At 67.1% G+C, this 26,177-nt stretch carries 26 protein-coding genes, 1 tRNA gene and 1 pseudogene; 18 read left to right on the forward strand and 10 right to left on the reverse strand.

Translation table 11 applies throughout. The features are described 5' to 3' along the window. Nucleotides 1-39: 39 nt before the first annotated feature. The 7 genes from MSA03_RS12275 (at nt 40) to MSA03_RS12305 (ending at nt 4,196) form a co-directional block, all read left to right on the forward strand. Nucleotides 40-255 (forward strand): hypothetical protein, encoded by a 216-nt coding sequence (locus MSA03_RS12275; protein WP_028495526.1) that lies wholly within the window; start codon nt 40-42, stop codon nt 253-255. A gap of 9 nt (nt 256-264) precedes the next feature. Continuing rightward, on the forward strand, nt 265-861 hold the full coding sequence (gene nadD / locus MSA03_RS12280; protein ID WP_028495527.1) for a nicotinate-nucleotide adenylyltransferase: 597 nt from the start codon (nt 265-267) through the stop codon (nt 859-861). Continuing rightward, a complete protein-coding gene (locus MSA03_RS12285; RefSeq protein ID WP_147051215.1) occupies nt 858-2,018 on the forward strand; it encodes a hypothetical protein in 1,161 nt (386 codons plus the stop codon). Before nadD ends, MSA03_RS12285 begins: the two co-directional genes overlap by 4 nt. Further along, on the forward strand, nt 2,018-2,395 hold the full coding sequence (gene rsfS, locus MSA03_RS12290) for a ribosome silencing factor (RefSeq protein ID WP_028495529.1): 378 nt from the start codon (nt 2,018-2,020) through the stop codon (nt 2,393-2,395). Before MSA03_RS12285 ends, rsfS begins: the two co-directional genes overlap by 1 nt. 66 nt (nt 2,396-2,461) lie before the next feature. Then, nucleotides 2,462-2,537 (forward strand) — tRNA-Ala (locus tag MSA03_RS12295). 157 nt (nt 2,538-2,694) lie between these two features. Continuing rightward, entirely contained in the window at nt 2,695-2,928 is a 234-nt protein-coding gene (locus MSA03_RS12300) for a helix-turn-helix transcriptional regulator (protein WP_147051216.1), read from the forward strand. A gap of 71 nt (nt 2,929-2,999) precedes the next feature. Then, entirely contained in the window at nt 3,000-4,196 is a 1,197-nt protein-coding gene (locus tag MSA03_RS12305; RefSeq protein ID WP_170245504.1) for a site-specific integrase, read from the forward strand. Nucleotides 4,197-4,208: 12 nt separating this feature from the next. Here MSA03_RS12305 and MSA03_RS12310 read toward each other — a convergent pair whose 3' ends face one another. Beyond that, nucleotides 4,209-4,490, reverse strand: coding sequence for a hypothetical protein (locus MSA03_RS12310; protein ID WP_147051218.1), 282 nt, complete (start codon nt 4,488-4,490; stop codon nt 4,209-4,211). A 139-nt stretch (nt 4,491-4,629) separates the two neighbouring features. Here MSA03_RS12310 and MSA03_RS12315 point away from each other — a divergent pair, with 139 nt between their 5' ends. From MSA03_RS12315 to MSA03_RS12330, 4 genes are all read left to right on the forward strand, one after another. Continuing rightward, entirely contained in the window at nt 4,630-4,860 is a 231-nt protein-coding gene (locus tag MSA03_RS12315; protein ID WP_147051219.1) for a hypothetical protein, read from the forward strand. After that, nucleotides 4,853-5,821, forward strand: coding sequence for a hypothetical protein (locus MSA03_RS12320; protein WP_147051220.1), 969 nt, complete (start codon nt 4,853-4,855; stop codon nt 5,819-5,821). The genes MSA03_RS12315 and MSA03_RS12320 overlap by 8 nt, the downstream gene beginning before the upstream one ends. A 133-nt stretch (nt 5,822-5,954) precedes the next feature. Then, nucleotides 5,955-6,761, forward strand: coding sequence for a nuclease-related domain-containing protein (locus MSA03_RS12325; protein ID WP_244946415.1), 807 nt, complete (start codon nt 5,955-5,957; stop codon nt 6,759-6,761). 35 nt (nt 6,762-6,796) lie between these two features. Beyond that, complete coding sequence (locus tag MSA03_RS12330) at nt 6,797-7,015, forward strand: hypothetical protein (RefSeq protein WP_147051221.1); 219 nt, start codon at nt 6,797-6,799, stop codon at nt 7,013-7,015. A 381-nt stretch (nt 7,016-7,396) separates the two neighbouring features. Here MSA03_RS12330 and MSA03_RS12335 read toward each other — a convergent pair whose 3' ends face one another. The 5 genes from MSA03_RS12335 to MSA03_RS12355 form a co-directional block, all read right to left on the reverse strand. After that, complete coding sequence (locus tag MSA03_RS12335; protein ID WP_147051222.1) at nt 7,397-7,594, reverse strand: hypothetical protein; 198 nt, start codon at nt 7,592-7,594, stop codon at nt 7,397-7,399. Nucleotides 7,595-8,128: 534 nt separating this feature from the next. Beyond that, nucleotides 8,129-9,112: a HoxN/HupN/NixA family nickel/cobalt transporter gene (locus MSA03_RS12340; protein ID WP_218028819.1), complete on the reverse strand. Its 984-nt coding sequence runs from the start codon at nt 9,110-9,112 to the stop codon at nt 8,129-8,131. A gap of 19 nt (nt 9,113-9,131) precedes the next feature. Then, on the reverse strand, nt 9,132-9,842 hold the full coding sequence (locus MSA03_RS12345; RefSeq protein ID WP_244946416.1) for an urease accessory protein UreD: 711 nt from the start codon (nt 9,840-9,842) through the stop codon (nt 9,132-9,134). After that, a complete protein-coding gene (gene ureG, locus MSA03_RS12350) occupies nt 9,839-10,639 on the reverse strand; it encodes an urease accessory protein UreG (RefSeq protein ID WP_147051224.1) in 801 nt (266 codons plus the stop codon). Before ureG ends, MSA03_RS12345 begins: the two co-directional genes overlap by 4 nt. Continuing rightward, nucleotides 10,632-11,306 (reverse strand): urease accessory protein UreF, encoded by a 675-nt coding sequence (locus tag MSA03_RS12355; RefSeq protein ID WP_147051225.1) that lies wholly within the window; start codon nt 11,304-11,306, stop codon nt 10,632-10,634. Before MSA03_RS12355 ends, ureG begins: the two co-directional genes overlap by 8 nt. A 42-nt stretch (nt 11,307-11,348) precedes the next feature. Here MSA03_RS12355 and MSA03_RS12360 point away from each other — a divergent pair, with 42 nt between their 5' ends. Both MSA03_RS12360 and MSA03_RS12365 read left to right on the forward strand, forming a co-directional pair. Next, nucleotides 11,349-12,371: a LacI family DNA-binding transcriptional regulator gene (locus MSA03_RS12360; RefSeq protein WP_147051226.1), complete on the forward strand. Its 1,023-nt coding sequence runs from the start codon at nt 11,349-11,351 to the stop codon at nt 12,369-12,371. A gap of 139 nt (nt 12,372-12,510) precedes the next feature. Beyond that, complete coding sequence (locus MSA03_RS12365) at nt 12,511-15,789, forward strand: GH32 C-terminal domain-containing protein (protein ID WP_147051227.1); 3,279 nt, start codon at nt 12,511-12,513, stop codon at nt 15,787-15,789. Nucleotides 15,790-15,867: 78 nt separating this feature from the next. Here MSA03_RS12365 and MSA03_RS12370 read toward each other — a convergent pair whose 3' ends face one another. The 4 genes from MSA03_RS12370 to MSA03_RS12385 form a co-directional block, all read right to left on the reverse strand. Further along, nucleotides 15,868-16,377, reverse strand: a complete 510-nt coding sequence (locus MSA03_RS12370; protein WP_244946417.1) for an aldo/keto reductase — start codon at nt 16,375-16,377, stop codon at nt 15,868-15,870. Between the two features lie 145 nt (nt 16,378-16,522). Continuing rightward, nucleotides 16,523-17,575, reverse strand: coding sequence for a LacI family DNA-binding transcriptional regulator (locus tag MSA03_RS12375; protein WP_147051229.1), 1,053 nt, complete (start codon nt 17,573-17,575; stop codon nt 16,523-16,525). Nucleotides 17,576-17,602: 27 nt separating this feature from the next. Further along, complete coding sequence (locus tag MSA03_RS12380) at nt 17,603-19,276, reverse strand: glycoside hydrolase family 32 protein (RefSeq protein ID WP_147051230.1); 1,674 nt, start codon at nt 19,274-19,276, stop codon at nt 17,603-17,605. Nucleotides 19,277-19,357: 81 nt separating this feature from the next. Beyond that, on the reverse strand, nt 19,358-21,109 hold the full coding sequence (locus MSA03_RS12385) for a glycoside hydrolase family 68 protein (RefSeq protein ID WP_244946418.1): 1,752 nt from the start codon (nt 21,107-21,109) through the stop codon (nt 19,358-19,360). Between the two features lie 143 nt (nt 21,110-21,252). Between MSA03_RS12385 and MSA03_RS12390 the strand changes: the two are divergent. The 5 genes and pseudogenes from MSA03_RS12390 to MSA03_RS12410 all read left to right on the forward strand — a co-directional run. Continuing rightward, nucleotides 21,253-22,029: pseudogene (locus MSA03_RS12390) on the forward strand (extracellular solute-binding protein); the annotation flags it as partial. 57 nt (nt 22,030-22,086) lie between these two features. Beyond that, entirely contained in the window at nt 22,087-23,028 is a 942-nt protein-coding gene (locus MSA03_RS12395; RefSeq protein ID WP_147051231.1) for a carbohydrate ABC transporter permease, read from the forward strand. 89 nt (nt 23,029-23,117) lie between these two features. Continuing rightward, the gene (locus tag MSA03_RS12400) at nt 23,118-23,981 is read left to right on the forward strand and encodes a carbohydrate ABC transporter permease (protein ID WP_371863103.1); all 864 of its coding nucleotides are present in this window, start codon (nt 23,118-23,120) and stop codon (nt 23,979-23,981) included. Continuing rightward, nucleotides 23,978-24,916 carry a carbohydrate kinase family protein gene (locus MSA03_RS12405; protein ID WP_147051233.1) on the forward strand — a complete coding sequence of 313 codons (939 nt, stop codon included), beginning with the start codon at nt 23,978-23,980 and terminating at the stop codon, nt 24,914-24,916. Before MSA03_RS12400 ends, MSA03_RS12405 begins: the two co-directional genes overlap by 4 nt. Nucleotides 24,917-24,969: 53 nt before the next feature. Continuing rightward, complete coding sequence (locus MSA03_RS12410) at nt 24,970-25,935, forward strand: family 43 glycosylhydrolase (RefSeq protein ID WP_147051234.1); 966 nt, start codon at nt 24,970-24,972, stop codon at nt 25,933-25,935. Nucleotides 25,936-26,177 lie beyond the last annotated feature (242 nt).

The raw sequence follows: 26,177 nt of genomic DNA on the forward strand, positions 1-26,177 counted from the left end.
AACTGGGCCGAGCGCCACCCGAACCGAAACGGAGCACGAATGACCCTCGCCACGATCGTCGCCCTCGCCACCGAGGAGCACCACGGCAACGTCCAGGCGGAGACCTTCGTCTTCGGCATCATCGCCTTCGTCGTCTTCCTGCTGCTGGGCTTCGTCACGCTGTCCTACCGCAACGTGGCCAACCGCCACGCCCACAAGGCGGAGGCGTACGCGCAGGCTCACGGCGCCGAACTCCAGGCAGGGCACCACCACTAGGCCGCGCGGATGGCAGCCACGCGCGCCCCGCGCATCGGTGTGATGGGCGGAACGTTCGACCCGATCCACCACGGGCACCTGGTGGCGGCCAGCGAGGTCGCCCAGTCGTTCGACCTCGACGAAGTGATCTTCGTGCCGACCGGCATCCCGTACCAGAAGGAGAAGGTCTCGCCCAGCGAGCACCGCTACCTGATGACGGTGATCGCGACCGCATCCAACCCGCAGTTCACCGTCAGCCGGGTCGACATCGATCGGACGGGCCCGACCTACACGATCGACACGCTCCGTGATCTGCACGCGCAGCGACCGGACTCGGAGCTCTTCTTCATCACCGGCGCAGACGCCATCGCGCAGATTCTCAGCTGGAGGGACCATGATGAACTCTGGGACCTCGCTCATTTCGTCGCCGTCTCCCGACCGGGGCACGTCCTGAGCACCGCAGGACTGCCCACCGACGATGTGAGCATGCTCGAGATCCCCGCCCTGTCGATCTCGTCGACGGACTGCCGGGCCCGCGTCGGACGCGGACACCCGGTGTGGTACCTCGTCCCTGACGGCGTCGTCCAATACATTGCGAAGCACCACCTTTACCGGAGCGAGGCATGAGCACACCCGACCAGCCGGAGACTCCTCAGCTGACCCGCCGCCAGCTGCGCGAAATACGCAACACCGCATCGACCCCCATCATCACGCCCGACATGGCACGCGCCGAGACCGGGGAGACCCCGGTGACGGATGCCGCGGCGGAGGCCCCGGCGGAGGTTCCCGCGCCCGCGTCCGCGCCGGTCGCACCGCTTCCGCGCGCCGCCGTGCCCGTGGACATCCCCGAGGCGCCGATCGCCGACTCGGCCGTCGACCTGGGCGGCCACGCCCTCACCCGCCGCGCCGCCCGTCAGCAGGAGCGGCTCCGCACCGCGGCGATCCCCGTGCAGTCCGCCGCTCCGGCAGGCGACGCCCCGGCCGACGGGGCCGCCGGGTCCGCCGGGCAGGATGCCGGAGACCCGGTCGAGGAGCTCGTCGCCACGCGCGACGACGCTCCCGAGGACTCCGCGTCGACCGGCCCCGTCACGGCGGTCATCGAGGCGGAACCGGACGTGGCCGAGGACGCAGAACCGGCATCGGCGGAGGCAGCGGAGACAGCGGTCGACGAGGCACCGGCGTCCGACGACTCCGTGCCCGTGGCGGCCGAAGATGCCGAGCCCGTCGAGCCCGGCGAGCACTCCGACGCAGCCGAGCCCGAGGAGGCCGCGCCCGCTGTCGCCGGTGCGGCGTTCGGCCTCGGGCGCAGCGATGAGCCCGCCGAGGTCGACATCGAGATCGCGCTGCCGCCATCCTTCGACCAGATGCTGCCCCGCGGCGGCAACGGCGGCGCGTCCCTGTCGACGGCGAACGCGCTCATCCTCTCGCAGACGCCCGAGACCGGATCGCTGGTCTCTCCCGTCGCCGCGACCGGCGAGGTGCTCATCACCGGCACCTTCGCCCTCCCGGACACCTACGGCTCCACCGGACGTGTCCCCGGCTCCGCCGACGGCAAGGACGTCGACGCCGTCCTGCTCGACGGCGAGCTCCCTTCCGCCTCCTCTCCGACGCCGATCGCCGCCAGCGCGGCGGTCAGCACCATCAAGAGCGCTGAGGACATCATCCGTCCCCCGGCGCCGGAGAAGGGCAGCAAATTGATGATGGCGCTGGCCATCACGGCGGGCGTCCTCGCGCTCGCCCTGGCGGGGGTCCTCATCCTCGCCTTCGTGACAGGAGTGTTCTGATGGCAGCAAGCGAACAATCGCACCGGATGGTGCAGATCGCGGCAGCCGCCGCGGATTCCAAGGGCGGGGAGGACTTCGTCGCCTTCGACGTCTCCCAGCCCCTCCCGCTCGTCGACGCGTTCCTGCTGGTCACCGGCCGCAGTGAGCGCAACGTCGCGGCGATCGCCGACGAGATCGAGGACCAGCTCCTCCAGGCGGGCTTCAAGCGCCTGCGCCGTGAGGGCCGGCAGGAGTCCCGCTGGGTGCTCCTGGACTTCGGCGACCTCGTCGTGCACATCTTCCACGAGGAGGAGCGGGTGTACTACGGCCTCGAGCGGCTGTGGAAGGACTGCCCCGTCATCGCGGTGGACATTCCGACCCACACCACCGCGCAATAGGCGTCGTGGTTCGCGGCACCCCTCGGCGTGTAGTAATCTAGTGGGGTTGCCGCGAGCGGCGACGGAGGGCCTGTGGCGCAGCTGGTAGCGCACCTGCATGGCATGCAGGGGGTCAGGGGTTCGAGTCCCCTCAGGTCCACCAAAACTCCCGGTAAAGCACCGAAACTTCACTCCCTGATCAGGGAGTTGGAATGTTTGGTAGTCGTTTACTGGACACTTCGCCGAGTCGCCGCAGGGCGCTTTCGAGCCTTCTCGGAGTATCTGGAAGGTACGCGGCACAGCCCGCGCACCTTCGCGATATGGACGGCGTCAGCACTTCAGATTCGGGACACGGGAACTATGTCTCGCTCGCTGAGCTTGCCGCGCAGCTGAAGGTCTCCGTCCAGACGATCTACGACCTTCGCAGCAAGGGGCGCGGCCCCCGCGGGTTCCGTGTCGGCACCCAGTTGCGGTTTCGCGAGAGCGAGATCGACGCGTGGGTCGAGCGCATGGAGCTCGCCGACGAGCAGCGCCACGCCGGCGGCGCATCGTGAACGGTGGGCGGCCACGCACCCTGATCGGTTCGTACGGGACCATCAGCGTGACCAGGCGCGGAACGTCCTACGTGGCGCTGGCGCGCATTCGCGACGCTGACGGGCGCCTGCGTAGAGTGACCGGTGCCGCGCGCACCGACTCGGCGGCCCGGGCGAGGTTGAAGCAGCGACTGCTCGAACGGCCGAGCTTTGGTACGGGTGGCTTGCTTGATCTCACCAGCTCGTTCCGTGACCTCGCCGAACTGTGGCTGGAGGACCTCGCGCTGCAGAAGCTCTCTGAGGGAACGAAGGACAACTACCGCGACGACCTGCGCCTCCATGTGTTGCCGCAGTTCGAGCACTTCACTCTGGGGGAGATCACGACCGGGCGCGTCGAATGGTTTCTGCGTTCTGAGGCCGCTGTGTCCTTCTCCCGAGCGAAGCACTCGCGGACAATGCTCAATCTTCTGTTCGGGTTTGCGCTCCGACACGATGCGATTCCGCGCAACCCCGTGCAGGGCACCAGCCCACTCCGCCGACCCAAGGGCGAGCCGCAGGCGCTGACGGTCGACCAGATCAACGCGATCCGTGACGCCGCAGGTCGCTGGCGCACCGGTCCCGACGTCAAGGGCCCCAAGCCCGATGGTCAGGTGCGCGACATCATCGAAGTGCTTCTCGGCACCGCGCTCCGCATCGGCGAGTGCCTTGCCCTCCGTGTGTGCGACGTCGATGACGGTCCAAGTGGGATGACGATCTCGGTGAAAGGGACGGTCGTGTTGCGAACGGGGAGCGGCGCTGTGCGTCAAGATCACCCGAAGACCGAGCACTCAATCCGCCGCATCGCGGTCCCCGACTTCGCAGCTGCCGTGCTTCGCGCACGCCTCGCCGGCATCCCGACCAGTGACCATCAACGGACGATCTTCGCCAACCGCGCAGGCAAGCCTCTCAGCCCGTTCAACGTGCGGCGGACCTTCCGCGCGTTTCTCGAGCTGGCGGATCTCGCGGGGGAGGGGATCACCCTTCGCTGGTATCGGCGCACGGGCGCCACGGTCATCGCGCGAGGTGCGAGCGCCGACGCTGCCGCGACCTTCCTCGGCCACGGATCGACGGCGATCACAGAGGGGCACTACATCGAGCCCGACCGCACCGTGGACCGGGGGCCAGCAGGAATCCTCGAACGGACTCTGCGCCGCACGAATCCGGACACCTCGCTTCTCTCGACAGACAACGGGGCGGCTGACGATCCGGCGCTCGACTTCCTCGATGAGGAAGACACCGAAGCCGCGTAGGAGAGGATCGACCTACCGGTTCGGGGCGCTTCGGCCCCAACTCGCGATCGGTCCACCTCTCGGCCCATGGGCTTGAATGAACGCGGCGTGTACGTGCTCGCAGGCGACGTTGAGGCTCGTTGACCAGCCGATGACCTCTCCCTGGAAGGTGGCGCGGTAGCGGACGTCGGTGGCGTTCACGCGGCGGATCTCGATGGTGCCATAGACGCGCTCGAACCCGTCGAGCAAGCTCCACGTGCCCGGCGGACCTTCCCTCGCCGCGATGATCGGGTGCCATCGGCTCGACTCGGCCATTGGGTCTCCTCCTCCAGCCGAACACCCATGAGCGTAGAACGGGTCACAGACACCGCCGGGCGTCCCTTGGGCGCGCCATGTGCACCTTCCTGCCATGAGCGATCGTGAGCGCGCTGACGCCGTCCTGGAGCACGTAGCTGTGCTCGCCTTCCTCTACTACCCCGGCATCGAGGCGGATGATCCGAGCTACAGCCTCGACGAGGACATCGATTGGTGTCTGGCGCGGCTCGGTGACGTGTCCGACGCCGAACGGGGCCGGATCGCCGAGCTGTTCGCGCGCGCCATCACGGACCCCACCGCGACGCGCGAAGAGTTGTTCACTGCGCTCGCGGAGCTCGACGGCGTGTTCGTCGCAGATGACCATGAGTGACACCCACCCGAGTGATGAAGAGCGTGCGGCCCGCCTGGCCGCACAGCGGAAGGCCTGGAACGACGCGCACCCGGGCTACTACGCCGAGTACCGGGAGCGCAATCGCGAGGACATCCGTCGCAAGAACCGTGAGCGTGAGCGTGATCGCGCGCAACGTGAGCGCGAGGAGAAGGCTCGACGCCAGAAGGGCATCGATCGCGCGACGGCGTGGGCGAAGGAGCACCCAGAGGAGCGCCAGCGAGCGCGCGAGCGGTACAAGCAGAAGCATCCCGAGGCGTACAAGCAGGCTCAGCGCGACTACTACCACCGGAATCGGGACGCGATCGCCGAGCGTCGTCGCGCACGTGAGGCGGCCGACCCTCAGAAGGCGAATGAGGCCCGTCGCCGCGCCGTCGACCGCGCCAGGGCCGGCGGGCGGGACTCGGCCTGGTCGCCCACTCCTGAACAGCGTGCGACGTATCGTGAGCGCGAGAACGAAGCGAGGCGCCTCGCGCGTCGCCGAGCACGCGCCGGGCTACCCGAGCGACAGCTCCACCGGGTGCACGCTCCGGATCGACGCCACAACGACGCTGCAGCGGACGAGTTCTTCGCGAAAAGGCGCAGTGGTCAGGAAGTCGCTCGCATCAGAGAGCAAGACGTGCCGACCCCACCCGAGTTGGTTCACGCGATGCAGGAGCGTTCGGAGAACCGTCGTGTCGTCCGCGAGATCCTCGCGATCGCCGAGGAGTACTTCGCCGAACACGAGGTGGAGCTTCGTGCGCGGGTCGCTGAGGTCTCGCGGGCGCGCTTCAGGGGTGGGATGCTGCCGCTCGACGTGCACACGGAGCCCCGCCGTCACGCGCTCGAGTTCGCGAGCCGTGGCTACCTGAGGGCGAGTGTTGCGTCGCCGACGTCGTCGATCACCGTCTTCCGCTGGCTCACGACCGACCTCGCCAAACGCGGACCTGAGATCTCGCTCTGACGGACTCACGTGCGGACAGTTGCACCATGGGGTACCCGCGATGCGGGTGCGGTCGACTGTGTCGCGGTTGCCGTCCCGCGACCAAGTTGAGCCGCTGCAGTGCGAGGTCGGCATCGACTGCTAGGTTCGGCGCGTGACTGAGGAGTCGGCGAGTGCGGACAAGCAGATGCGGCTGCGGTACGCCGGCACTTGTCGGTTGTGCGGCGACGATCTGCGCGCTGGGCGGGAGGCCATATACGAGCGCGCGACGAAGACGGTGCGATGCGTCGCATGCCCGTCCGTGACCGAGCCGGCAGCAGACATCGCCGGCGGCTCTGCACGCCGCGAGTACGAGAGACGCAAGAACGCCCGCGAATCACGGATCAGAAGCAGCCACCCCAAGCTTGGGTGGCTGATCCTCGCTTTGACGGACGAGCCGCAGAGCACAAGGGCATGGGAGCGTGGCGCAGTCGGTGAGGAACTTCTCGCATCGCGTCTCCAAGAACTCCCCGACACGGCGCGTGTCCTTCACGACCGCCGGATCCCCGGCACACGTGCCAACATCGATCACATCGTGGTCACGCCGACGGGGGTCTGGGTCATCGACACGAAGCGCTACAAAGGCAGGCGCCCCAGATTGCAAGTTGAGGGTGGCCTGATCCGTCCACGTAGTGAATCGCTGCGGATCGGCGGGCGCGATGGCACGAAACTCGTCGCCGGCGTCACGACTCAGGTCGAAAGTGTGAGGGACGCCATCGCCGATCCGGCGGTCACGGTGACCGGAGTGCTGTGCTTCGTTGAGGCGGACTGGCCGCTCATCGGCGGGGACTTCATCGTCGGCGGGATCCACGTCGTGTGGCCCCGACTGCTCGTGAATCGGATCATTCCCGCCAACGGAGCCTCGATCGATGCGGATACCGTGTACCGCCGGCTCACCGAGACATTCCCCCTACACCGATAGCGACTTGCACGGCACCGCTTTGCAGAAGGGTTCACATGGCGTACCGAATCATCGATGACGGACACGAGTGCCGAGGGTGTTGGCCCTTGCAGGAGGCTGCGTTCGAAAACGAGCTCGAGGAGATCGTCGCCCACGAGGATCCGAACGGTCGATTCATCACCATCGCCGGCCCGCATTGGTACGTCGAGCGCTACTCGCTCGACGTACCAATGGCCAAGGCATGCCTGGAGGCTCGCGGCCTCGATTGGCGATGACACCTTGCACTCGGGCGCTGATTGCGGGTTCGTGGCCGCGTCGGGCATGCTGATCTCGGTGTAAGTCCGGACTGGCATCCCGCAGGGCCTGGGTTGGATAGAGCCGCAGGCTCGGACGTTGGTCGGCAGGCTAGGCCGAAGCGCGTCGTTTCCTCACATGAAGGGAGCGGCGATGCCCGCCTGCCAGAAACGCCCGTATCCGACACCAGCGAGCGCCGCGCGTGCACTCCGCCGTATCCACCGCGAGCATCCAGAGCGAGGCGAGGCTGGGATACACCCCTGCCGGTCCTGCCACGCCTGGCACCTGACGTCCGCGTCCGGGGCAGCACGGAACCGATGGACCGTCGCAGCGCTCACCAGTCTGGCGTGACGCGAGGGAGGCTACATGTTGCTTCCGAGTTGAGCTCTCGGAACGTTCGCGAGCACGTCGGCGGCTTCCGCTTCGGTCAGCTCCCACCGGGAGTTCTTCACGTGATCGGGATACGTGGCGCGGAGGTATTTGCGGACCACGAGTCCAGGCCGAGCCTCGTTGCTGTATCCGAGAAGACGCGCGAGCTCGACCGGGGTGTACGGCTCCATGCCGCGAGCGTACGCGATCAACAACCCGATTCACGCCCCCATGCGATCCGCAATCGGGCACTGCGCGATGAGGGTACCTCGACGAGCGCAGGACGTGCGAGCCGCACTTGCGCGGCGTGTCGGCAGCGTCAGGTCGAGCCGACGTCTGGGACGGGTGGCGCATCCGCCGGACGCGCGATCCCGCGCCTTCTCGACCAGTCACGGATGCGGAACTTAAGGCCGAATCCGACAAGACGAGGCCAAAGAGCGCGAGCAGGAGCCCGGCGCAAACCCAACCCCGACTCGGATCGTTCCGCCGTCGGTCGGCACCGAGAGGACTGAGCTGCGATGGTCTTGTATCCAAAGGTGGTGGACGATAGGCGACCGAACGCGTAGGGAGGCGTAGACGGGGGATCGATGTATCCCGTGTGCTGGTCGGCGTGGGTGCGACGGTAGCCGCTGCCGCGCTTCTGCCCATAGTGGATAGACCGCGGTCCGGTCGACGCGGCATTGTGTGCGGCAACCGGCCGGCAGCATCAACCTCGCCAAAGAGCGTCACTTGACTTGCGTGAAACCTCTTCGTGCGGTGACGAGCACGACACCCCACGTGGCCAGGAGTATGCCGGTCAGCACGAACCCGAGGCCATCGATGCCGACGGAGGCCAGCCACTCAAGGGGACCCGCAAGGGCGACATTTTCGACGAGTACCCCCGCGAGTTGCACGGTCGCTATCAGCACGGCGGCGATCACGGACAGTCCTGTCATCGCGAGCGCGTAGATGGCGCCTGACCGTCTGCCGCCCGTCTGCCAGCCGTAGGCGCGTCGCATCACTGCGCCTTGGGTGGTGTCGCACGCACTCATCCCTGCGGCGAACAGGACCGGAAGGGTGAGCGTCGCCCACCATGGGACGGTTCCGAGTGTGGCGGCGCCGGCCAGGGTGAGCAGCCCGATCTCGGTCGCGGTGTCGAAGCCGAGACCGAACAAGAGCCCGACCGCGTACATCCGCGAAGGCCGATCGACCGCTGCTTCGAACGGTCCGAGCAGTCGAAGGACGGGGCCACCGAGATGTCCGTGGCGGCGGCGCAGTGTGGCGACGTTGACCGCTGCGATCACGATGAGGAAGAGGCTGGAGACGACCGGCCCGATCACTCCGGTCCAGGTGCGAAGTGCGGAAGACTCATCGGCGAGCGACGAGCCGATTGCGGCGATCCCCAGCGTCAGCAGGATGCACAGAACCACGACGACCGTCGAATGTCCGAGTGAGAACCAGAAGCCCACTGTGTTGGCGGATCTGCCCCGTTCCGCGAGGCGGCGTGTCGTGTTGTCGATCGCCGCGATGTGGTCGGCATCGAACGCGTGCCGAGCGCCGAGCGCATAGGCGGTCAACCCGACGCCCAGCGTGACCAGCGCGCCACTCCCGTTCGCACTGGCCCCGCCGAGTGGAATGCCGGCGGGTATCACGAGCAGGATGAGCACCCCCCACCCCAGCCCGTGCAGCAGCATGATGAAAGCGATGACACCGATCGTGCCGCCTCGCATGCGCGGGGTCGCGGGCGCGTCAGACCGTGACGTCATGGCGGGACCTCTCCGCGTGTGCGACCCAGCTGCCCCATACGTCGTCCAACGGTGAGCCGTGAGTGTGATCGGAAAGGTGTCGGGCCATCGCTCCGGCCCCGGCGAACTCGAGGTCGGCGGCTCGCGTCGGCGGACGGAAACCAATCGCGATCACCGCGTCGAGCACCCGGTTGTCACCCAGAACGCCGGGCTCCGGCGCATCGCCGTGCACGTCCAGTCGCTCCACGACGAGAGGGCCCTCGTCGTCGGTCACCGCGAGTTCCGAAACCAGTCGGCCGCCGTGCTCTCCGTGCCTGCCGAGCACGAGAGTTTCGCGGATGACAGCTCGCGCATCGGCGCCGAGAGTGAGGGAACTTCTGCGCAGGACGTCCGCTCCCGTGGTGACGACGAAGGGGAGACCGTCCCATGTCAGCGCTCCACCGGCTCCGATGCGGACCGAGAGGTTCCAGGTCGACCGGGGGCCGGGGTAGGCGACAGTTCCCCCCACGTCTTCGATCTCGAGTGTGCAGCCGGGGGCGATGTCGATCTCGATGTCCACCCGGTCACCGCCGAGGAGCACCATCCCGGCCGCAGCGACGGCGACGTGAGCTCGTGCGCTTTCGCGGGAGATGAGCCGCGGCGCGAGAGCCCCGACGGTGAGCTCAACACGCGCGCGCGGCTCGCCGGGTATGACCGCGATGCGCGTGGGCGTCACTCGGTCGCTTCCCCGCGCGCACCGGCGTGAGCGTGCGAGTGCTGGTGTCCGAAGTCGGTCCCGAGCCTCTGGTTCTCCTCGTGCGCATGCACGAAACCGCCGTCGGGGTGCTCCTCGTCGGCGTGGAAGTGCGGCGCCATCGGTCCCGGGTCCTGCGCGACATGCGTGCCCGCGCGGTGACTCGCCAGAACGGTGAGGACCCACGCGCGAAGCGCCGCGACGGAGGACGCGTCATGCCGTGACAGCGCGAGGACGGCACGGCCCTCGCGCGCTGCCTCGGCATCCGTCACCATCTGCGCGACGTCCACGCCCACGTACGGCGCGAGGTCTGTCTTGTTGACCACCAGCAGGTCCGCACGGCCGATGCCCGGACCACCCTTGCGGGCGACGTCCCCGCCGCCGGCGACGTCGAGGACGAAGATCTGCGCGTCGACGAGCGCGGGGGAGAAGGTCGCTGTCAGGTTGTCCCCGCCCGACTCGATCAGCACAACGTCCAGGGGTGCGAAGTCGCGCTCGAGGTCTTCCGCGGCGAGGAGGTTCGCCGTGATGTCGTCTCGGATCGCGGTGTGCGGGCACGCCCCGGTCTCGACGGCGCGGATGCGCTCGGGCGCGAGCACGCCCGCGGAGCGAAGAAATCGGGCATCCTCGTCCGTGTAGATGTCGTTCGTGATCACCCCGAGCCGGAGTTCGGCGGCGAGAACGCGACACACCGTGGCGATGAGCGACGACTTGCCTGTGCCGACGGGGCCGGCGACGCCGAGCCGGAGGGCCCGAGAGGGGTGTGATGTCTCAGCCACGGAAGAGTCTCCTGTTCGTTGCGGCGTGGAGTTCGGTCCACGCTTCGGCCTGGGGGGCGCTCGCGGCGGGGATCGCCGCGGGCGTGTCGGTCATCGCGAGCTGCTCGATGAACGGATCGACGGCCGCGCAGGCGTCCATGACGAGCCGAACCCCCTCGACGGGGTCACCGGGCTCCAGTTTGAGCAGAGCAGCGACTCCGCCGGCCATGTCGTCGTACACCGCCACGCGCACCAGCGTCTCCGCGTCGAGCCCGGTGTGCGCGGCGATCGCGCCGAGCACGATGGGCCGGGGAGCGGCAGCCGCGCCGCGCGCGCTCAGCGCGGTGATCGCCGGTGACTGCGGCCACAGCCGCTGCGCGAGTCGCAGAAGTCCGCGACCGAGGTCCATCGAGGCGGTTCTCGCCGCGCGACTCGGTGTGCGCGCGGCCCATGCTCGTTCGACCGGCGCGTAAGACCCGCCGGTCAGACCCGCGCGCCGTGCGACGACGGCCGTCGCGGCATCGACTCGCGTGGTCGTGAGCGCCCGGGCACGCAGGAATGCACCGACGTCCGCCCGCGGCAGGCCTCCCTGGATGGCGGGCTCCACCCCTGCCGAGAAAGCATGCCCTCCCGAGGGAAGGCGTGCGTCGGCCAGCAGCAGGCTGACGGTGTGCGTGGCGGAGTCCATGGAGGCGTCAGAACATGCTGTACAGCTGGGCCAGCGGAAGAGATGCGGACGGGGCCGGTTCGACCTCTTCGCCGTCGATTGCGATCTCGAACGTGTCGGGTCGGATGCGGATCGCAGGAAGTCAACGACGAGCCGAACGTGGCGCCGGCGACAGCCGCGCGTGTGTGGGACGCCGTGCGGGCGCTCGACTATCACATCGACTTGCAGGCGGGGAGCTTGCGGCGCACCGACGGTCGCACACGGACGCTGGGGCTCCTCGTCGGCAGCGTCGACAACCCGTTCTCGGGCGTGATCCACCGCGTCATCGAAGAGGTCTCGCTCCGGCGCGAGGTCGCGGTGTTCGCATCGAGCCTCGACGATGATCCCGAGCGCGAGGAGCGCGCCGTCGCGGCGTTCCTCCGCCGTCGCGTCGACGGGCTGATCCTGACGACGGCCCAACGCCGGCCGGGGTATCTGGGAGCGATCGAGGGGCGCGGCATACCCGTCGTCTACATCGACCGGGAGCCGGCTGCCGTGGGCGTGGATGCGGTCGCGAGCGACAATCGGGGAGGGGCGGATGCTGCGACCACCCATCTCATCGCTCGCGGGCATCGCCGCATCGCGCTGCTCGCCGACCGGCTCGAGATTCAGTCCGCGCAGGCGCGTCGGGATGGCTTCCTCGACGCCATGGGACGCGCCGGCATCCCGACCTCGCTCGCGACGATCGTCACCGAGTTGCACGACGAGGCGGCGGCGCGCGCCGCTCTCACCGATCTGCTCGAGTCCCACGACCCCCCGACCGCGGTGTTCAGTGGCCAGAACCTGATCACAGTGGGAGCCCTGCACGCGCTGCGCGCACACGGCCTGCAGCATACGGTCGCGCTGGTCGGTTTCGACGACGTCCCGCTCGCGGACCTCGTCGACCCTGGCGTCACCGTCGTCGCCCAGGATCCGCATGAGATCGGGAGGGTCGCCGTGGAGCGCATGTTCGCGCGTCTGGAAGGCGATGCCAGCCCGCCCCGCCACTTGCTCATCCCCACCACGCTCATCGCTCGCGGCAGCGGCGAGATCCCGCCACCTGCGTAGGTTTCCGATCCCCGTCGCGAAAGAACGGGCGAGGGGCGCTTGCATTGTCCTGTGGACAGTCCCTAGCATCGCCCATCGCGACTGACATCGTTGTCACTCGCCCCGCGCCGGGGAGACGGCGCCGCCCGAAGGAGAGCGAATGAAGCCGCCAAGGCCGCCGCACCTCGACGCCGACATCCCCCAACCGATCAGCGACGCGAATTCCAGGCGCAGGCGCACCGCGATCGCGGCGGCGGTCGCCGCCGCGCTCCTCTTCGCCGGACTGACGACGGCTCCCGCATCCGGCGCCGAGACGGAGCCGGGCGACGAACAGTACAGGCCCCTGGTCCACTTCTCGCCGGAGAAGAACTGGATGAACGACCCCAACGGCATGGTCCATGTCGACGGCACGTACCACCTCTATTTCCAGCACAACCCGCAGGGCACCCGGTGGGGCAACATGAGCTGGGGCCACGCGACATCCGGCGATCTGCTGCACTGGGAAGAGCAGCCGATCGCGATCCCGCAGACATTCGACGCCGAGGGCCGCCCGATCGAGAGCATCTTCTCGGGATCGGTCGTCGTCGATGAGGACAACACCTCGGGCTTCGGCGTCGGCGACAGCGCACCGCTCGTCGCGATCTACACCAGCGCGTACGAACCGGCCCATCCGACCCTGGCCGGCAAGCAGGCGCAGTCCCTCGCCTACAGCACCGACGGTGGGTACACCTGGACCAAGTACGCCGGCAACCCCGTCCTCGACCGCGGGTCCAGCAACTTCCGCGACCCCAAGGTGTTCTGGTACGACGGACCGGCCGGTGCCTACTGGGTGATGGCCGCCGTCGAAGCGCTCGACCACAAGGTGGTGCTGTACAAGAGCGCCGACCTTAAGAACTGGGAGCACCTCTCGGACTTCGGCCCCGCCAACTCCACCGGTGGCATCTGGGAATGCCCCGACCTGTTCGAGCTGCCCGTGGACGGTGACCTGGGGAACAGCAAGTGGGTGATGGTCGTCAACCTCAATCCGGGGTCGGTCGCCGGCGGCAGCGGAGGTCAGTACTTCGTCGGCGAGTTCGACGGCGTCACTTTCAACAGCGAGAGCACCGAAGGTGCGGATGCGCTTCCCGCGGGCACGCTGTTCGCGGGTTTCGATGACGGCACATACGGCGGATGGACCGTCGGCAACGAGCCCGGCAACTGGAAGGACGGCCCCTGGGGCCTGGCGCCCCCGACCGGCTCGCTACCCGGACAGAACCCCGTGTCGGGCTTCATCGGCGGGGGTCTCGTGAACGGGTTCAACGATGGCGATTGGCCCCTTGGTACGCTCGAGTCGCCCTCGTTCACGATCGAGGACGACTATGTGAACCTGCTCGTCGGCGGTGGACGCCACCCGCACGTCGACGGCACGCAGTTCGGGAACGAGCCGCCCGCCGGCACCGCGGTGTTCGACTTCGAGCTGCCCGACGGCCAGGCCCTCGCCGACAGCGGCTGGGACATCACCGGCGACTTCGCGACCGAGCCCCCGCGCAACCCGTCGACCGCGGGCGGCGACTATTACCTCGGCGCGAAGCGCGTGAACACGTGGGAGGGCGGTCCCAACGGCGACGACAACGTCGGCCTCTTCACTTCGCCGGCGTTCGCGCTCGACGGAGCCTTCGTCTCGTTCCTCATCGGCGGCGGAAAACGCACCGACGGCACCCTGCAGGCCGAGCTCGTCGTCGACGGCGAGGTCGTGCGCACGCAGACCGGGCCGGAGGCGCGCCAACTGAACTGGCGTTCGTGGGATGTCGCGGAGTACCAGGGCCGCCAAGCCACCCTGCGTATCCGCGACGAGGCGACCGGGGGCTGGGGGCACCTCACGTTCGACCACCTCATCGTCGGCGACGAGCCGGCGAAGGCGCGCTCGGACGAGACATCTGTCAACCTCATCGTCGACGGCGAGATCGTGCGCACCGCGACCGGCGCCGACAGCGAGACGCTCGACTGGACGAACTGGAACGTGAAAGAGTTCGCCGGGCGCGAGGCATCCATCCGCATTATCGACAACAACCGGTTCGGATGGGGCCACATCCTCGTCGATCAGGTGATGTTCGCGGATGCCGCGGCCCCCACGCGCCTAGAGAGTTACGACTGGGTCGACTGGGGCCGGGACTACTACGCTGGCGTGTCGTACTTCGGTACGGAGGGTGTCGCGCCGGGCGCGCGGATCATGCAGGCCTGGATGAATAACTGGGACTACGCCAACGACATTCCGACGTCCACGTGGCGGAGCTCCATGGCGTTTCCCCGCGAGGTGACCCTCGTGTCGACGCCGCAGGGGCCGCGTCTGTCCCAGCGCGTGGTGCCGCAGATCTCCGACCAGCTCGAGACCGACGACGCCACCAGCGTCGCTGAAGTGACGGTCGACGGCCGGGCGGACCTGGGGCTTGACGCCGAGGTCGCCAAGCTCGACGTGGTGCTGCGGCCCGGTGACGCAGAGAGCGCCGGGATCACTGTGTTCGGTGACGCCGACTCGGGCACCCGGATCGGGTACGACGCCGAGCTCGGCCGGGTCTTCATTGACCGGAGGGACTCGGGAGACGTCGGGTTCCACCCCGCATTCGCCTCGGTGGAGGACGCGCCCGTCGCGCTCGCCGAGGACGGCACCGTGTCGTTCGAGGTGTACCTCGATCGCGCGTCGGTGGAGCTCTTCGCCGAGGACGGCCGGGTCACGCTCACGGACCAGGTCTTTCCAGAGGCGGGCGCTGTTGCCGTCACGGCGTGGGCGGAGGGCGGCACCGCCATCGTCGAGTCGCTGTCTGTCACACCCCTCACCCCGACGATGTACAAGGTTCCTGAGGAACCGACGGATGCCGCCACCGCGCCGCCGGCGCGCGGCACCCTGTCGCACGACAACGGGTGGGACACCGGTATCGCCGACGGCGACTACACCGTCACGATGAACCTGTGGTGGGGTGAGAACGGCTCCACGTTCCGGCTGTATGAGAACGGTGCGCTCATCGCGACCGTGCCGCTCACGTACGACGGACTCGCGCCGCAGCGGGCGGCCGTACCGGTCACCGGGCGCGGCAACGGAACGTACGTTTACACCGGCGAATTGGTCAACAGCAAGGGCGTCACCGCGACTATGAGCACGACGGTCAAGGTGACTCAGGCCAACCCTGCGAAGCCCGTGCTGCGGCACGACAACCACGACGGGGACGGCTCGTACCGGCTCACCGCGCACCTGTGGTGGGGGACGAACGCGACCTCGTACCGGTTCCTTGAGGACGGGCGGGTCATCGGCGAGGGCGTGCTCACCGCTGCGACGCCTGGTGGGCAGACCGCCGTGCTCGACGTCACCGGGGCCGCCGTGGGCAAGCGCAGCTACGTGGTGGAGTTCGTCAACGCGGCCGGGGCGACCCGCAGCGACCCGCTGACAGTCACGGTCAAGCGCTGACACACAAGTGCCGGGGATGCCGTTGTCCGGCATCCCCGGCACTCCTGTCGTCCGGTGGTTTGACCGCCGTGTCCTCCTCTACTGATTGCGCCGAGCGCAGGCGCGCTTCGGAGCATGGGCGCATGACCGCATCAGGAAGGAGTCGCCTGCCGAGGCGGGTCGTGAGGGCGGAATCGAAGCGCGGTCATTAGCCGTGGAACTCGGCGGGGTGCGGCCGTCGCGGTCCAGCGCGTCGATCACGGACAGCTCGTCGACGGTCAGGTCGAAGTCGAAGACGTCGAGGTTCTCGGCGATGCGTGCCGGGGTCACCGACTTCGGGATGACGATGCGGCCTTCCTGCAGGTGCCAGCGCGGCACGACCTGCGCGGGAGTCTTGCCGTGCGCCGTAGCGATCGTGGTGACGGCGGGCTCGCCGAGCACGGCAGCCTGCGCGAGCGGGCTCCACACCTCGGTCGCGATACCGTGGCGGGTGTTCGCGGCGATGACGTCGCGGTTCTGCAGGGCGGGGTGCAGCTCGACCTGGTTGACGGCCGGAACGATCGTGCTGGCGTTGATGAGCCGTTCGAGGTGGAGGCGCTGTCGGTTCACGAGCGTGATGTGCCCTCGGATCGGTAGGTGACCGGGGCTTGGGCATCCGCCTTACCTGAGAAGGTGGTCGCGGTAGATAGATTCCGGGAGCTGTCCGGAGACTCCGCAGAGGCGTCCGCTTGCCGTCAGCTCTCGAGTGTATGGATCAGCGATCGGCGGGCGGCGTGACGCTGCCGCGTTCAACGAGCCAGCCCGGCATTCGTTCAAGGTGCCCGGGGGGCGAATCAAGTTCACCGTTGATGCGAGCAAGCAGTCGTTCCATGCCCCACCGGCCCATTGCCGCGTGAGGCAGCGCGATGGTCGTCAACCCCGGATCGAGCGCATCGGCGACAGGCCGAAGGTCATCGACTCCGATGACCGATAGGTCGTGAGGAACACGGAGCCCGATCCGGGCGGCCGCCTGCATGACGCCCATTGCAATCTGATCGTTGAAGCAGATCACCGCCGTTGGGGGGTGCGCCCGAGAGAGAATCCGCGCTCCGGCCTCCCGGCCGCCTGCGGCATCGGAATCCACGCTGACGATCCGCTGCGGCGAGAGATGGACACCGGCATCGCCGAGCGCCATACGGACGCCGATTAGCCGGGCTCTCGCGGCCCGAGATAAATCGCTGGTGCCTGCGTACGCGATTTGGCGGTGCCCTGCGCGGAGCAGAAAATCACACGCGAGGATCGCGATCTGTGCTTCGTCGGGAATGATCGCGTCTACGTGCCATCCTGCTTCCGGAGCCGCGTCGACGAGAACGATGGGCACAGTGGAAGGCATCGTCGGGCGCGAGATCTGCTGGTGGAACATACGCGCGATCAACAGGCCGTCAACCCGCTGGGCGAGCAACCGATCGATGAGCGTATGCTCCTGCGAGGGGTCGCCGTCCGTCTCGGCAACGACCATGAGGGCATCCTGATCGAGTCCAGCGGTACGCGCGCCCGCGATCATCTGACCAGCGAACGGCGTGGTGGCGACGTGGTCCCCAATGAAACCGATCAGGCTGGTTCTCTGGCGACGCAACCCGCTTGCTAGCCGATCCGGCACGTATCCCAGTTCTACGGCAGCGCGAACGACACGGTCACGCGTCTCAGCATTCACCGCGCGGGCGCCGCTCAACGCGTGGGAGACCGTTGTGGGAGACACGCCGGCGCGGCGGGCTACATCTGAGATCCGCGGGCGCTTCCCATTGGGCGCGTCTGCCACTGATCCCATCGCCTCAGCCTAGGCCCCTCTTCGATCTCATTGCATCCGCTCGACGGGGGCGACGCGAAGCGGTGTGATCGTCGCCTCGTGGATTGTGACAGCACCGCGCGCCGCAGCTGCTCGAAGACCTTGAGAAGCAGTACTCCCACTGCCGGTCACCATGCTGAGGCTGGCCTCGCCGTCATTGACGAAGGCCTCAACCGAGCCGTTGTCGACGATCACATCGAGTCGTACCACGCCGTCGTGTGTGGGGATTTGCGCTGTGCGCGGCTCGCGATAGGCCGACGCCATCGTTGATGCAATCGCGTCTTGGTCGCGAACCGCGAACGCCGTTTGACCAGAGAAGTCGTATCCGACAGTGGCGAACGCTCCATCGCCGCGGGGGATCTGCAGCCGCAACTCGGCGTCTCCGCCCGGTGCAGAAATCTCGACGACGATGCGGTAGGCGTCCGCATCGGGTGCAGGCAGATCGACTGGCGCGTTCGGAGCGACTTCCGCCTCTGAGACGGACTGGGCAGGCCCGGCGAGCTGATTCATCTCGTCAATCGGCTCGGAGAGGAGGGTGGCCACACCGTCGCGAGTTGTCATGCGAACAGTGCGGACGATGCTGTCCGAACCGCCGTGCCAGTCATCGCCCGGCACCTGTCCTGCGTACGCCCAATTGTTGAGCCAGCCGATCGCGTGACGCTCGTTGAGGCGCTCCTCCGCGGTAAGGCGCGGGTCGTCCCAGGTGACTGCCGCGTAGAAGTCGGCGCCACGGTCCATCCACTGGTGCTCAGCGTGGTGCGGTGTGAAACTCTTGCCGTCCCAGTCGCCCACCCAGTACACGGTCCCCGTCGTCATGCCTTCCGCGCTGCCGTTCGCGCCGGATATCAGAACCCATCGCACGTCGTCGGGGTTGCCATCAACGGCCATCGGGAAGAGGTCGGGGCACTCGAGGACTCCGAGTCCGGACGTCTCGAAGCCCGAGCTGTACGTCCACGCCTTCAGATCGGGGGACGTGTAGAACCCGATCTTGCCACCCTCGGCCAGGGCCATCACCCAGTTGCCACGCTCCGCGTCCCAGAGCACACGCGGGTCCCGGAAGTCGCGTGTGCCGGGGTTCTCCATTACAGGGTTGCCGGAGAACGGTTCGAATGAGTAGCCGCCGTCGTGAGACACGAACAGCGATTGGCGTTGGATGCCGTCGGCCTGCTGGGTCACTATGGCGACCACCGCGCCCGCGCCGAAGCCGGCTGTGTTGTCGTGATCGACCACCGCGGTGCCGGTCCAGATGTCGCCGAGGCCGTTCTTGTACTTCTCGATCGCGACACCTTGGTCAGTCCAATGGATCAGGTCCGTGGAGGTAGCGTGGAACCATTCGGTGCCGTTCCCGTCGGGGTAGTCGGCGTTGTAGAGATAGTAGTAATGCCAGACGCCGTCGAGGAGGAACGGTTTCTGGGGGTCGTTCATCCAGTTCTGCTCCGGCGTCAGGTGCAGGGCCGGCCGCAACGCGCCTTCCGAAGCGGGGAGACGGTACACCCCCTCGTCGCTCGCGTCGGCGCTCGGGGTTGCGGCATCCGGGGGAGCGGGCGCGACGCTGGGTCGCGGCCAGACGAGTACCGCCGCCACGATCACGAGAACGGCTGCGACTGCGCCGGCCGCGACCAGCGCGATCCGTGCGTGCTTGCGCGGAGGACGGCTGTGGCTGTCGGGTGTGTCCTCGGTCATGCTGCGACTCCTCGATGTGTGGTGATGGTGCTGTCGGATGCCTCGGACCGCGATGATCGCCGGTCCGAGGCATCCGTCATGTCAGCCGCCGTATTGTGCCAGCAGCTTCTCGATGAGGGCTCGCACCGTGGCTGAGACGGGCTTGCCGTCGAGGTAGTCGTCGAACTTCGAGCCGAGGATCTTGCGGATCTTCTGCGCCGCCTCGTCGGAGACCGCCACGCCGAACTTGCCGTTTGTGAACAGGTGCTTGTTCGCCGGGATATCCGCCCAGCCGCCCAGCCCCTCGCTGCCGTACGAGTAGTCGACGGCCGTCTTGGTCGGGTCGCCCCCGACGCCGATGTCCATTTTCACCGTCGGTGCGAGCGTGCCGCCGCGAACGAAGTCATCGTGCGTTCCGATGGTGTCGATGAACGACTGGACAAGGCCGCCGGGCATGACGTAGTGGGAGTACGCCTGGAAGTGCCCCGGGTGCTGATTGAAGTCAGGGGCGAACGGCTGCCCGCCCAAGAAGTTCAGGTTCGTCGGGTTGCCGAGGGCAAGGCCCGATCCGCCGTTGAGGGGCTGGTAGTCGCTGCGGATACCGTCGCCGACGAATCCGTATACGCCCTCAGGGCCATCGAGTCCCGCCGCGAACGTGCCGCGGTGGCTGATCGTGAAGAGGTACGACTTACCATCCTTGAAGTAGATCTGCGGCCGCTCGGTCTGGTCTGTAACGCAGTTCGCGGACAGGATCGGCGGGAGGAACTCCCACTCCGTCAGTTGCTTGTTCTTCGCCTTCGCGAGACCCACGTTCCCGATCTGGTAGGTCGCGCCGGAGGCGTTGACATCGTCGACGGTCTCGGCGTACGGATCGCCCTGGCGGTAGCCGAGGTCGGCCTCATTGCAGGTCGCCGTCTCGCGCTGCATGGCGGAGTTGCCCTCAAAAACCATGAAGGTCTCGCCGGGGTGCGCGGGGTCCTCGAAGGTGAACGGGTCGCGGAAGTTGAAGAACTCGTTCTGCGCCCCCGTCTGGTAATACGTGCCGTCCGCCTGCAGCAGGTCGGTCACCTTATTGAAACCAGTGAGGGTGACGCCCTTCTTGTTCGCCTTCACCTTGCCGACGCTCAGCGCGATGCGGGGGTCATAGGGCTTGATGTTCGTGCCGTCAGAGTTGCGGTAGAACGCGACGTCGGTGAAGAACAGCTTGATCTCGCCGTTCTTGGACACACGCGCCGACCCCGACCACTGGGTCTGGTGGCTGAACGACTGATCCTCGAAGATCTGGCCGGTGACGCCTTCCTTGAACACCAGCCCGCCATACGTCCAGCCGCCGTTCTCGGGACGCTCTGCCGCCGGTACGCCGGCGGGACGGTAGAAGTAGCCGATCTTCGCGAACACGTGCCGGTCGTCAAAGCCGAGGTTGCGGTCGGCCACCAGCGAGAAGATGATCTCCCAGCCATTGACGGAGTACTGGTTGGCATCCTCATCCGTCAGCGGCCAGGTGTCCCACACCCACACCTGCTCGTTGGACATGTCCGGGAAGTCCTGCGGCACAGTTGGCATGGTGACGGACGCCGGCATCGAGTTCTCGCGCGACGGCGCGGTGGGGTCGGACATGCGCTGCAACTGGCGGGCGTCGGCGCGTGTCCACTTGGCGGTGAAATCATCCTCGGGGGCGTACGCCTGCTGAGTGTGAATTGTCGGCTCCGGGCCGTCCTGGAGCCCTGACTGAGCAGTCGCAGGGGCGGCTCCGGCGATCAGGACGGCGGCCGCAAGGGTACTGGTCGCCAGCCCTCCGGCCAGGACGCGACGAACGCGCCCTCTCGTCGAGTGAGTCATCGTGCTCTCCTTCATGTGGGAAAGGTATGCAAATCGATTTGCACCTCTACATGCTCTCATAAGACAACGCATAGGTTTGTAGGTATTTCGGGGGACATGGTCGCCGCGGCTACTGCATCGCTCGCGGAACTTGACAACCCTGCTAACTCGACGAGCCGTGGAACGAGGAAGAGTTCGCCGATGCGCTCGCGACCCTCAAGGCCGCGGGCTACGAGACACCCATCGACATCGGTGCAGAGGACACCGGTGAGTGGTGGCCATACGCATACTCGCCGTTCCTGCAGAGCTTCGGCGGCGACCTCATCCACCGCGACACCATGCTGTCGGCCGACAGTTCGCTGAACGGTCAGGACGCTGTCGCGTGGGGCGAGTGGTTCCAGGGTCTGTTCGCCGATGGTTACGCGAACAACAGCGGCACGGTCGGCAACCAGGAGTTCGTCGACGACGAGGTGGCGCTCAGTTACACCGGCGTGTGGAACGCCGTCGCTGCGCTCGATGCGGTCGGCGACGACCTGCTCATCCTCCCGCCGCCGGACCTCGGCAACGGTCCGAAGATCGGCGGCGGTTCGTGGCAGTGGGCGATCTCGTCTGAGTGCAACGACGCCGACGGCGCCCGCGAGTACCTCGAATTCAGCTTCCAGGACGAGTACATCACCGAGTTCGCCGACAAGCAGGTCGTGATCCCGGCCACCGAAGCCGCCGCGCAAGCATCGGAGTACTTCGGTGACGGAGGCGCGCTACGCCCGTTCGTCGAGTTCTCTCAGCAGTATGCGGTGCTTCGGCCGGAGACGCGCGCGTACGCGGTGATCTCGGCCACGTTCGAGACCGCGGCGAAGGACATCATGAACGGTGCCGACGTGCAGGAGGCGCTCGACCGTGCCGTGTCCGAGATCGACGCGAACATCGCGTCGAACGACGGCTACGGCTTCCAGTAGGCCTCAGCGCCGGCGGGGGCTCCACGCCCTCGCCGGCGCGTTCCAGAGAGATTCATGATGACTGTCACACCTCCGACGGTCGCCGCCGAAGAGCCTCGGCGCGCCTATCGTCGCTTCCGCTCCATCAAGGGACGTGAGACCTGGGCAGGGCTCGGGATGATCGCACCCGCAGGGCTGCTGCTCGTCCTGTTCCTTGTGGTCCCGGTGATCCTCGCGTTCACGCTGTCGTTCACGAACGCGCGACTCATCTCGCCGAACCCACCGCGGTTCGTCGGCTTCGACAACTTCATCCGCGCGTTCACCGTCGACCCCGTCTTCGCGCAGTCCGTCGGCAACACCGCGATCTTCGCGCTCGTCGTCGTGCCCGTTCAGGCCGGCCTGGGGCTTCTGCTCGCGGTGCTGGTCAACCGGCGGATGCGCGGCATCACGGCCTTCCGTGTGATCTTCTTCATTCCGGTCGTCACCTCGATCGTCGTGGTGTCGATCCTGTGGAAGTTCATGTACCAGAAGGATGGGCTCATCAACGCGATGATCGACGCCCTGACCTTCGGCTCATGGTCGGGCGTCGACTGGCTCAACAACCCGCAGACCGCCCTGGGCGCCATCATCGTGCTGTCCATCTGGCAAGCCGTCGGATTCCACATGATCATCTGGCTGTCCGGGCTGCAGACTATCCCCGAAGAGCTGTACGAGGCAGCGAAGATGGACGGTGCGGGCCCGTGGCGCCAGTTCACGAACGTCACCTGGCCGGGACTGCGGCCCACCATGGTCTTCGTCCTCGTCACCATCACCATCGCGGCCCTCGGACTGTTCGTGCAGGTCGACGTGATGACCCAGGGCGGGCCGGTCAACTCGACATCCACCATCGTGTTCCACGCCGTTCGCAAAGGCTATGAGCAGCAGGAGATCGGCTACGCCGCCGCGATCTCACTCATCTTCTTCGTCGCCGTGCTCATCATTGCGCTGATCCAGCGTCGCCTCACGCGAGAGAAGGACTGACGATGTCCGATACCCGTACCCTCACCACCTCCCGACGCGCTTCTCGCCGTACGCCGGCCGTGCCGGAGAGCAGCGCGAAGGCGGTGCGCTTGCGTAGCAGGATCCTCCTCTACGTCGCCCTCACGCTCTTCGGGATCATCTTTCTCTTCCCGCTGGTGTTCATGTTCGTCTCGAGCCTCAAGCCCGACGCGCAGATCCTGCAGGATATCGACTCGCCGATGGCGTTCCTCCCCGTCGGTGACATCAGCCTCGACAACTATTTCGGGGTGTTCGACCGGGTGCCGGTCGCGCAGTTCATGTTCAACTCGATCCTCGTGACGGTCCTCACTGTGGGGTTGGGGCTGATCGTCAATTCGATGGCCGGGTTCGCGCTGTCGCGACTGGAGTGGAAGGGACGTGTCGTCGTCCTCGCGCTGGTGATCGCGACGCTCATCGTCCCCTTCGAGACCATCGCCGTGCCGATGGTCTACTGGGTCGCGCAGCTGCCGACGCTCGTCATCGAGGGTGGCGTGTTGAAGTACGACTTCGGATGGCTGAACACGTACGAAGTGCAGATCGTGCCGTTCATCGCCAACGCGTTCTCGATCTTCCTCTTCACGCAGTACTTCTCCACGATTCCGAAGTCGCTCGACGAGGCGGCACGGATCGACGGTGCCAGTTGGTTCACGATCTACCGGCGCATCCTGGTTCCGCTGTCGGGTCCTGCGTTCGCGACGGTCGCGATCCTCACCTTCCTGCCGGCATGGAACCAGTACCTCTGGCCGCTCATGGTGGTCCAGAAGGAGGAACTGCGCCCGGTCATGGTCGGGATGCAGTACTTCTTCCAGCTCAACACGGCGTGGGGTGAGGTCATGGCCTACACGTCGCTGATCACGATCCCTGTGCTCATCGTGTTCCTGATCTTCCAACGGGCCTTCGTCAGCAGCATCGCCGCAAGCGGGGTCAAGGGATGACGGGGGGAGTGCCGAGCGTCGTGGTCATCGGGGAATCGCTCGTCGACATCGTCCACCGTGGCGGCCGGGTCGATGAGACCCCTGGAGGCAGCCCCGCGAACGTCGCGCTGACCCTCGGCCGGCTCGAACGCAGAGTGTCCCTCGTCACCGCGCTCGGCGACGATGCACGCGGGCAGACGGTGCGGTCGTGGCTGGCCGACTCCGGCGTGGACGTGTGGGCCGAGCGAGTCGACCGAACCGCGACGGCGACCGCCACGCTCGATGACGAAGGCGCCGCCACCTACGACTTCGACCTGACATGGAATCTCCCCGCGACTTCCGAGGTGGTCGAGGCCAGCGGCATCCGCACAGCCGCTCTCGTCCACATCGGCTCCGTTGCCGCGGTGCTCGAACCTGGGGCCTCAGACACAGCCGACATCGTCAGCCGGGTACGTCCGACGGCCACGATCACGTTCGACCCGACCATCCGCCCCGCGCTGGTCGACGACGCGTCGGACGTCCTCCGAAACGTCAGAACCCTGGTGAGCAACGCCGACATCGTCAAGGCCAGCGACGAGGACCTGCGGTGGCTGCATCCCGAGCGCGACGTGCTCGACGTCGCCAGAGAATGGCAGCGCATCGGACCTGCGCTCGTCGTCGTGACCTACGGTGCCGGGGGAGCGGTAGGGGTCACGGCGCACTTGACGGTGAAAGTGCCGTCCGTTCCGACCGCCGTGGTCGACACCGTCGGCGCGGGCGACACGTTCATGGGCGCTCTCATCGACGGCATACTCGCGATCGACGGCGGCACAGGCAACCTCCGCGGATCGCGTGAGATCGACGCCGACGAACTCGAAGCCCTGCTGACCCGATGCGGACGCGCGGCCGCGATCACCGTGTCACGTCCCGGTGCGGATCCACCGCGACTCGCCGAACTCGACACCGAGGTCGGTTGAAACCCATCTGCCACGAGTGCCTCAGCGTGCTCGACCCACCAAGAAGGACTTCCATGTTTGATCTCCCCGGTTCCTGGGTCTGGGACTACTGGTTCGCCGACGACGGCGACCTCTACCACCTCTTCTTCCTCTACGCCTCGCGGGCTCTCCATGACCCTGACGCGCGTCACTACCGCGCATCGATCGGCCACGCTGTCTCCACCGACCTCGTGGAGTGGACGCAGGTCTCCGACGCGCTCGTGCGCAGCGATGCCCCCGCCTTCGACGACCTCGCCACCTGGACGGGATCCATCGTGCGGCACCCCAACGGAACCTGGTTCCTCTTCTACACCGGCTCGACGCTCGCGCCCGGCGGGAAGAATGTCCAGCGGATCGGCTACGCCACCTCTGACGATCTCATGACCTGGACGAAGTCGGGGGATGCCGTCCTCGAGGCCAGCGGTCCCTGGTACGAGAAGCTGAACAGCGGCACGTGGCACGACGAGGCATTCCGGGATCCCTGGGTATTCGCGGACCCCTCAGGCGACGGATGGCACATGCTGATCACTGCGCGAGCGCCAGAAGGGCCGGTGGTCGGCCGCGGAGTGATCGGCCACGCATGGTCCGCTGACCTGCGCACCTGGGAACTGCGTGCACCTCTCTCGGCGCCGAGTGAGAGCGGGTTCGGCCAGCTCGAGGTCCTTCAAGTAGAGGTCGTCGATGGTCGCCCCGTCGTGATCTTCTCTTGCCTTGCAGAGCACTCGACGGAATCGCGGCATGGCTACGAGGGCGGGACGTGGGCTGCTCCAGCCGAGAGCGTTCTCGGCCCTTTCGATATCGCCGCCGCGTACCCGCTCACCGACCGGAGCCTTTATGTGGGACGACTGTTGCAGCGTCGATCAGACGGCCTATGGCTGCTCTTCGCGTTCCGCAATACCGACGAAGATGGGGCGTTCGTCGGCGGGATCACCGATCCGATGCCTGTGGCCTGGGAAGGGGACAGACTCGGCGTGCAGCACCTGGCTCCCGAACCGCGGTGAACGGCGGCGGGGCGCTCGTGCCCGGCAGCCGCAGGGGGCGCAACGTGTTCACACAGAGCCAGCGGCGCGGAGACGGCAACCCGCAATGCTTTGCCGTTCTTCTCCTCGGTGGGTAGATCAGTGGGATGGAACGAGTCGCATCAGGTGTCGGCGAGCACATCGACGAAATGGAGACTCCCGCGGAGCTACTGGCGAGTACGGCCCAGCACATCCGCGAAATGCCATCTCCCTTGAGTTCAAAT

Source organism: Microbacterium saccharophilum (assembly GCF_007992455.1).
GTDB classification, from domain to species: domain Bacteria; phylum Actinomycetota; class Actinomycetes; order Actinomycetales; family Microbacteriaceae; genus Microbacterium; species Microbacterium saccharophilum.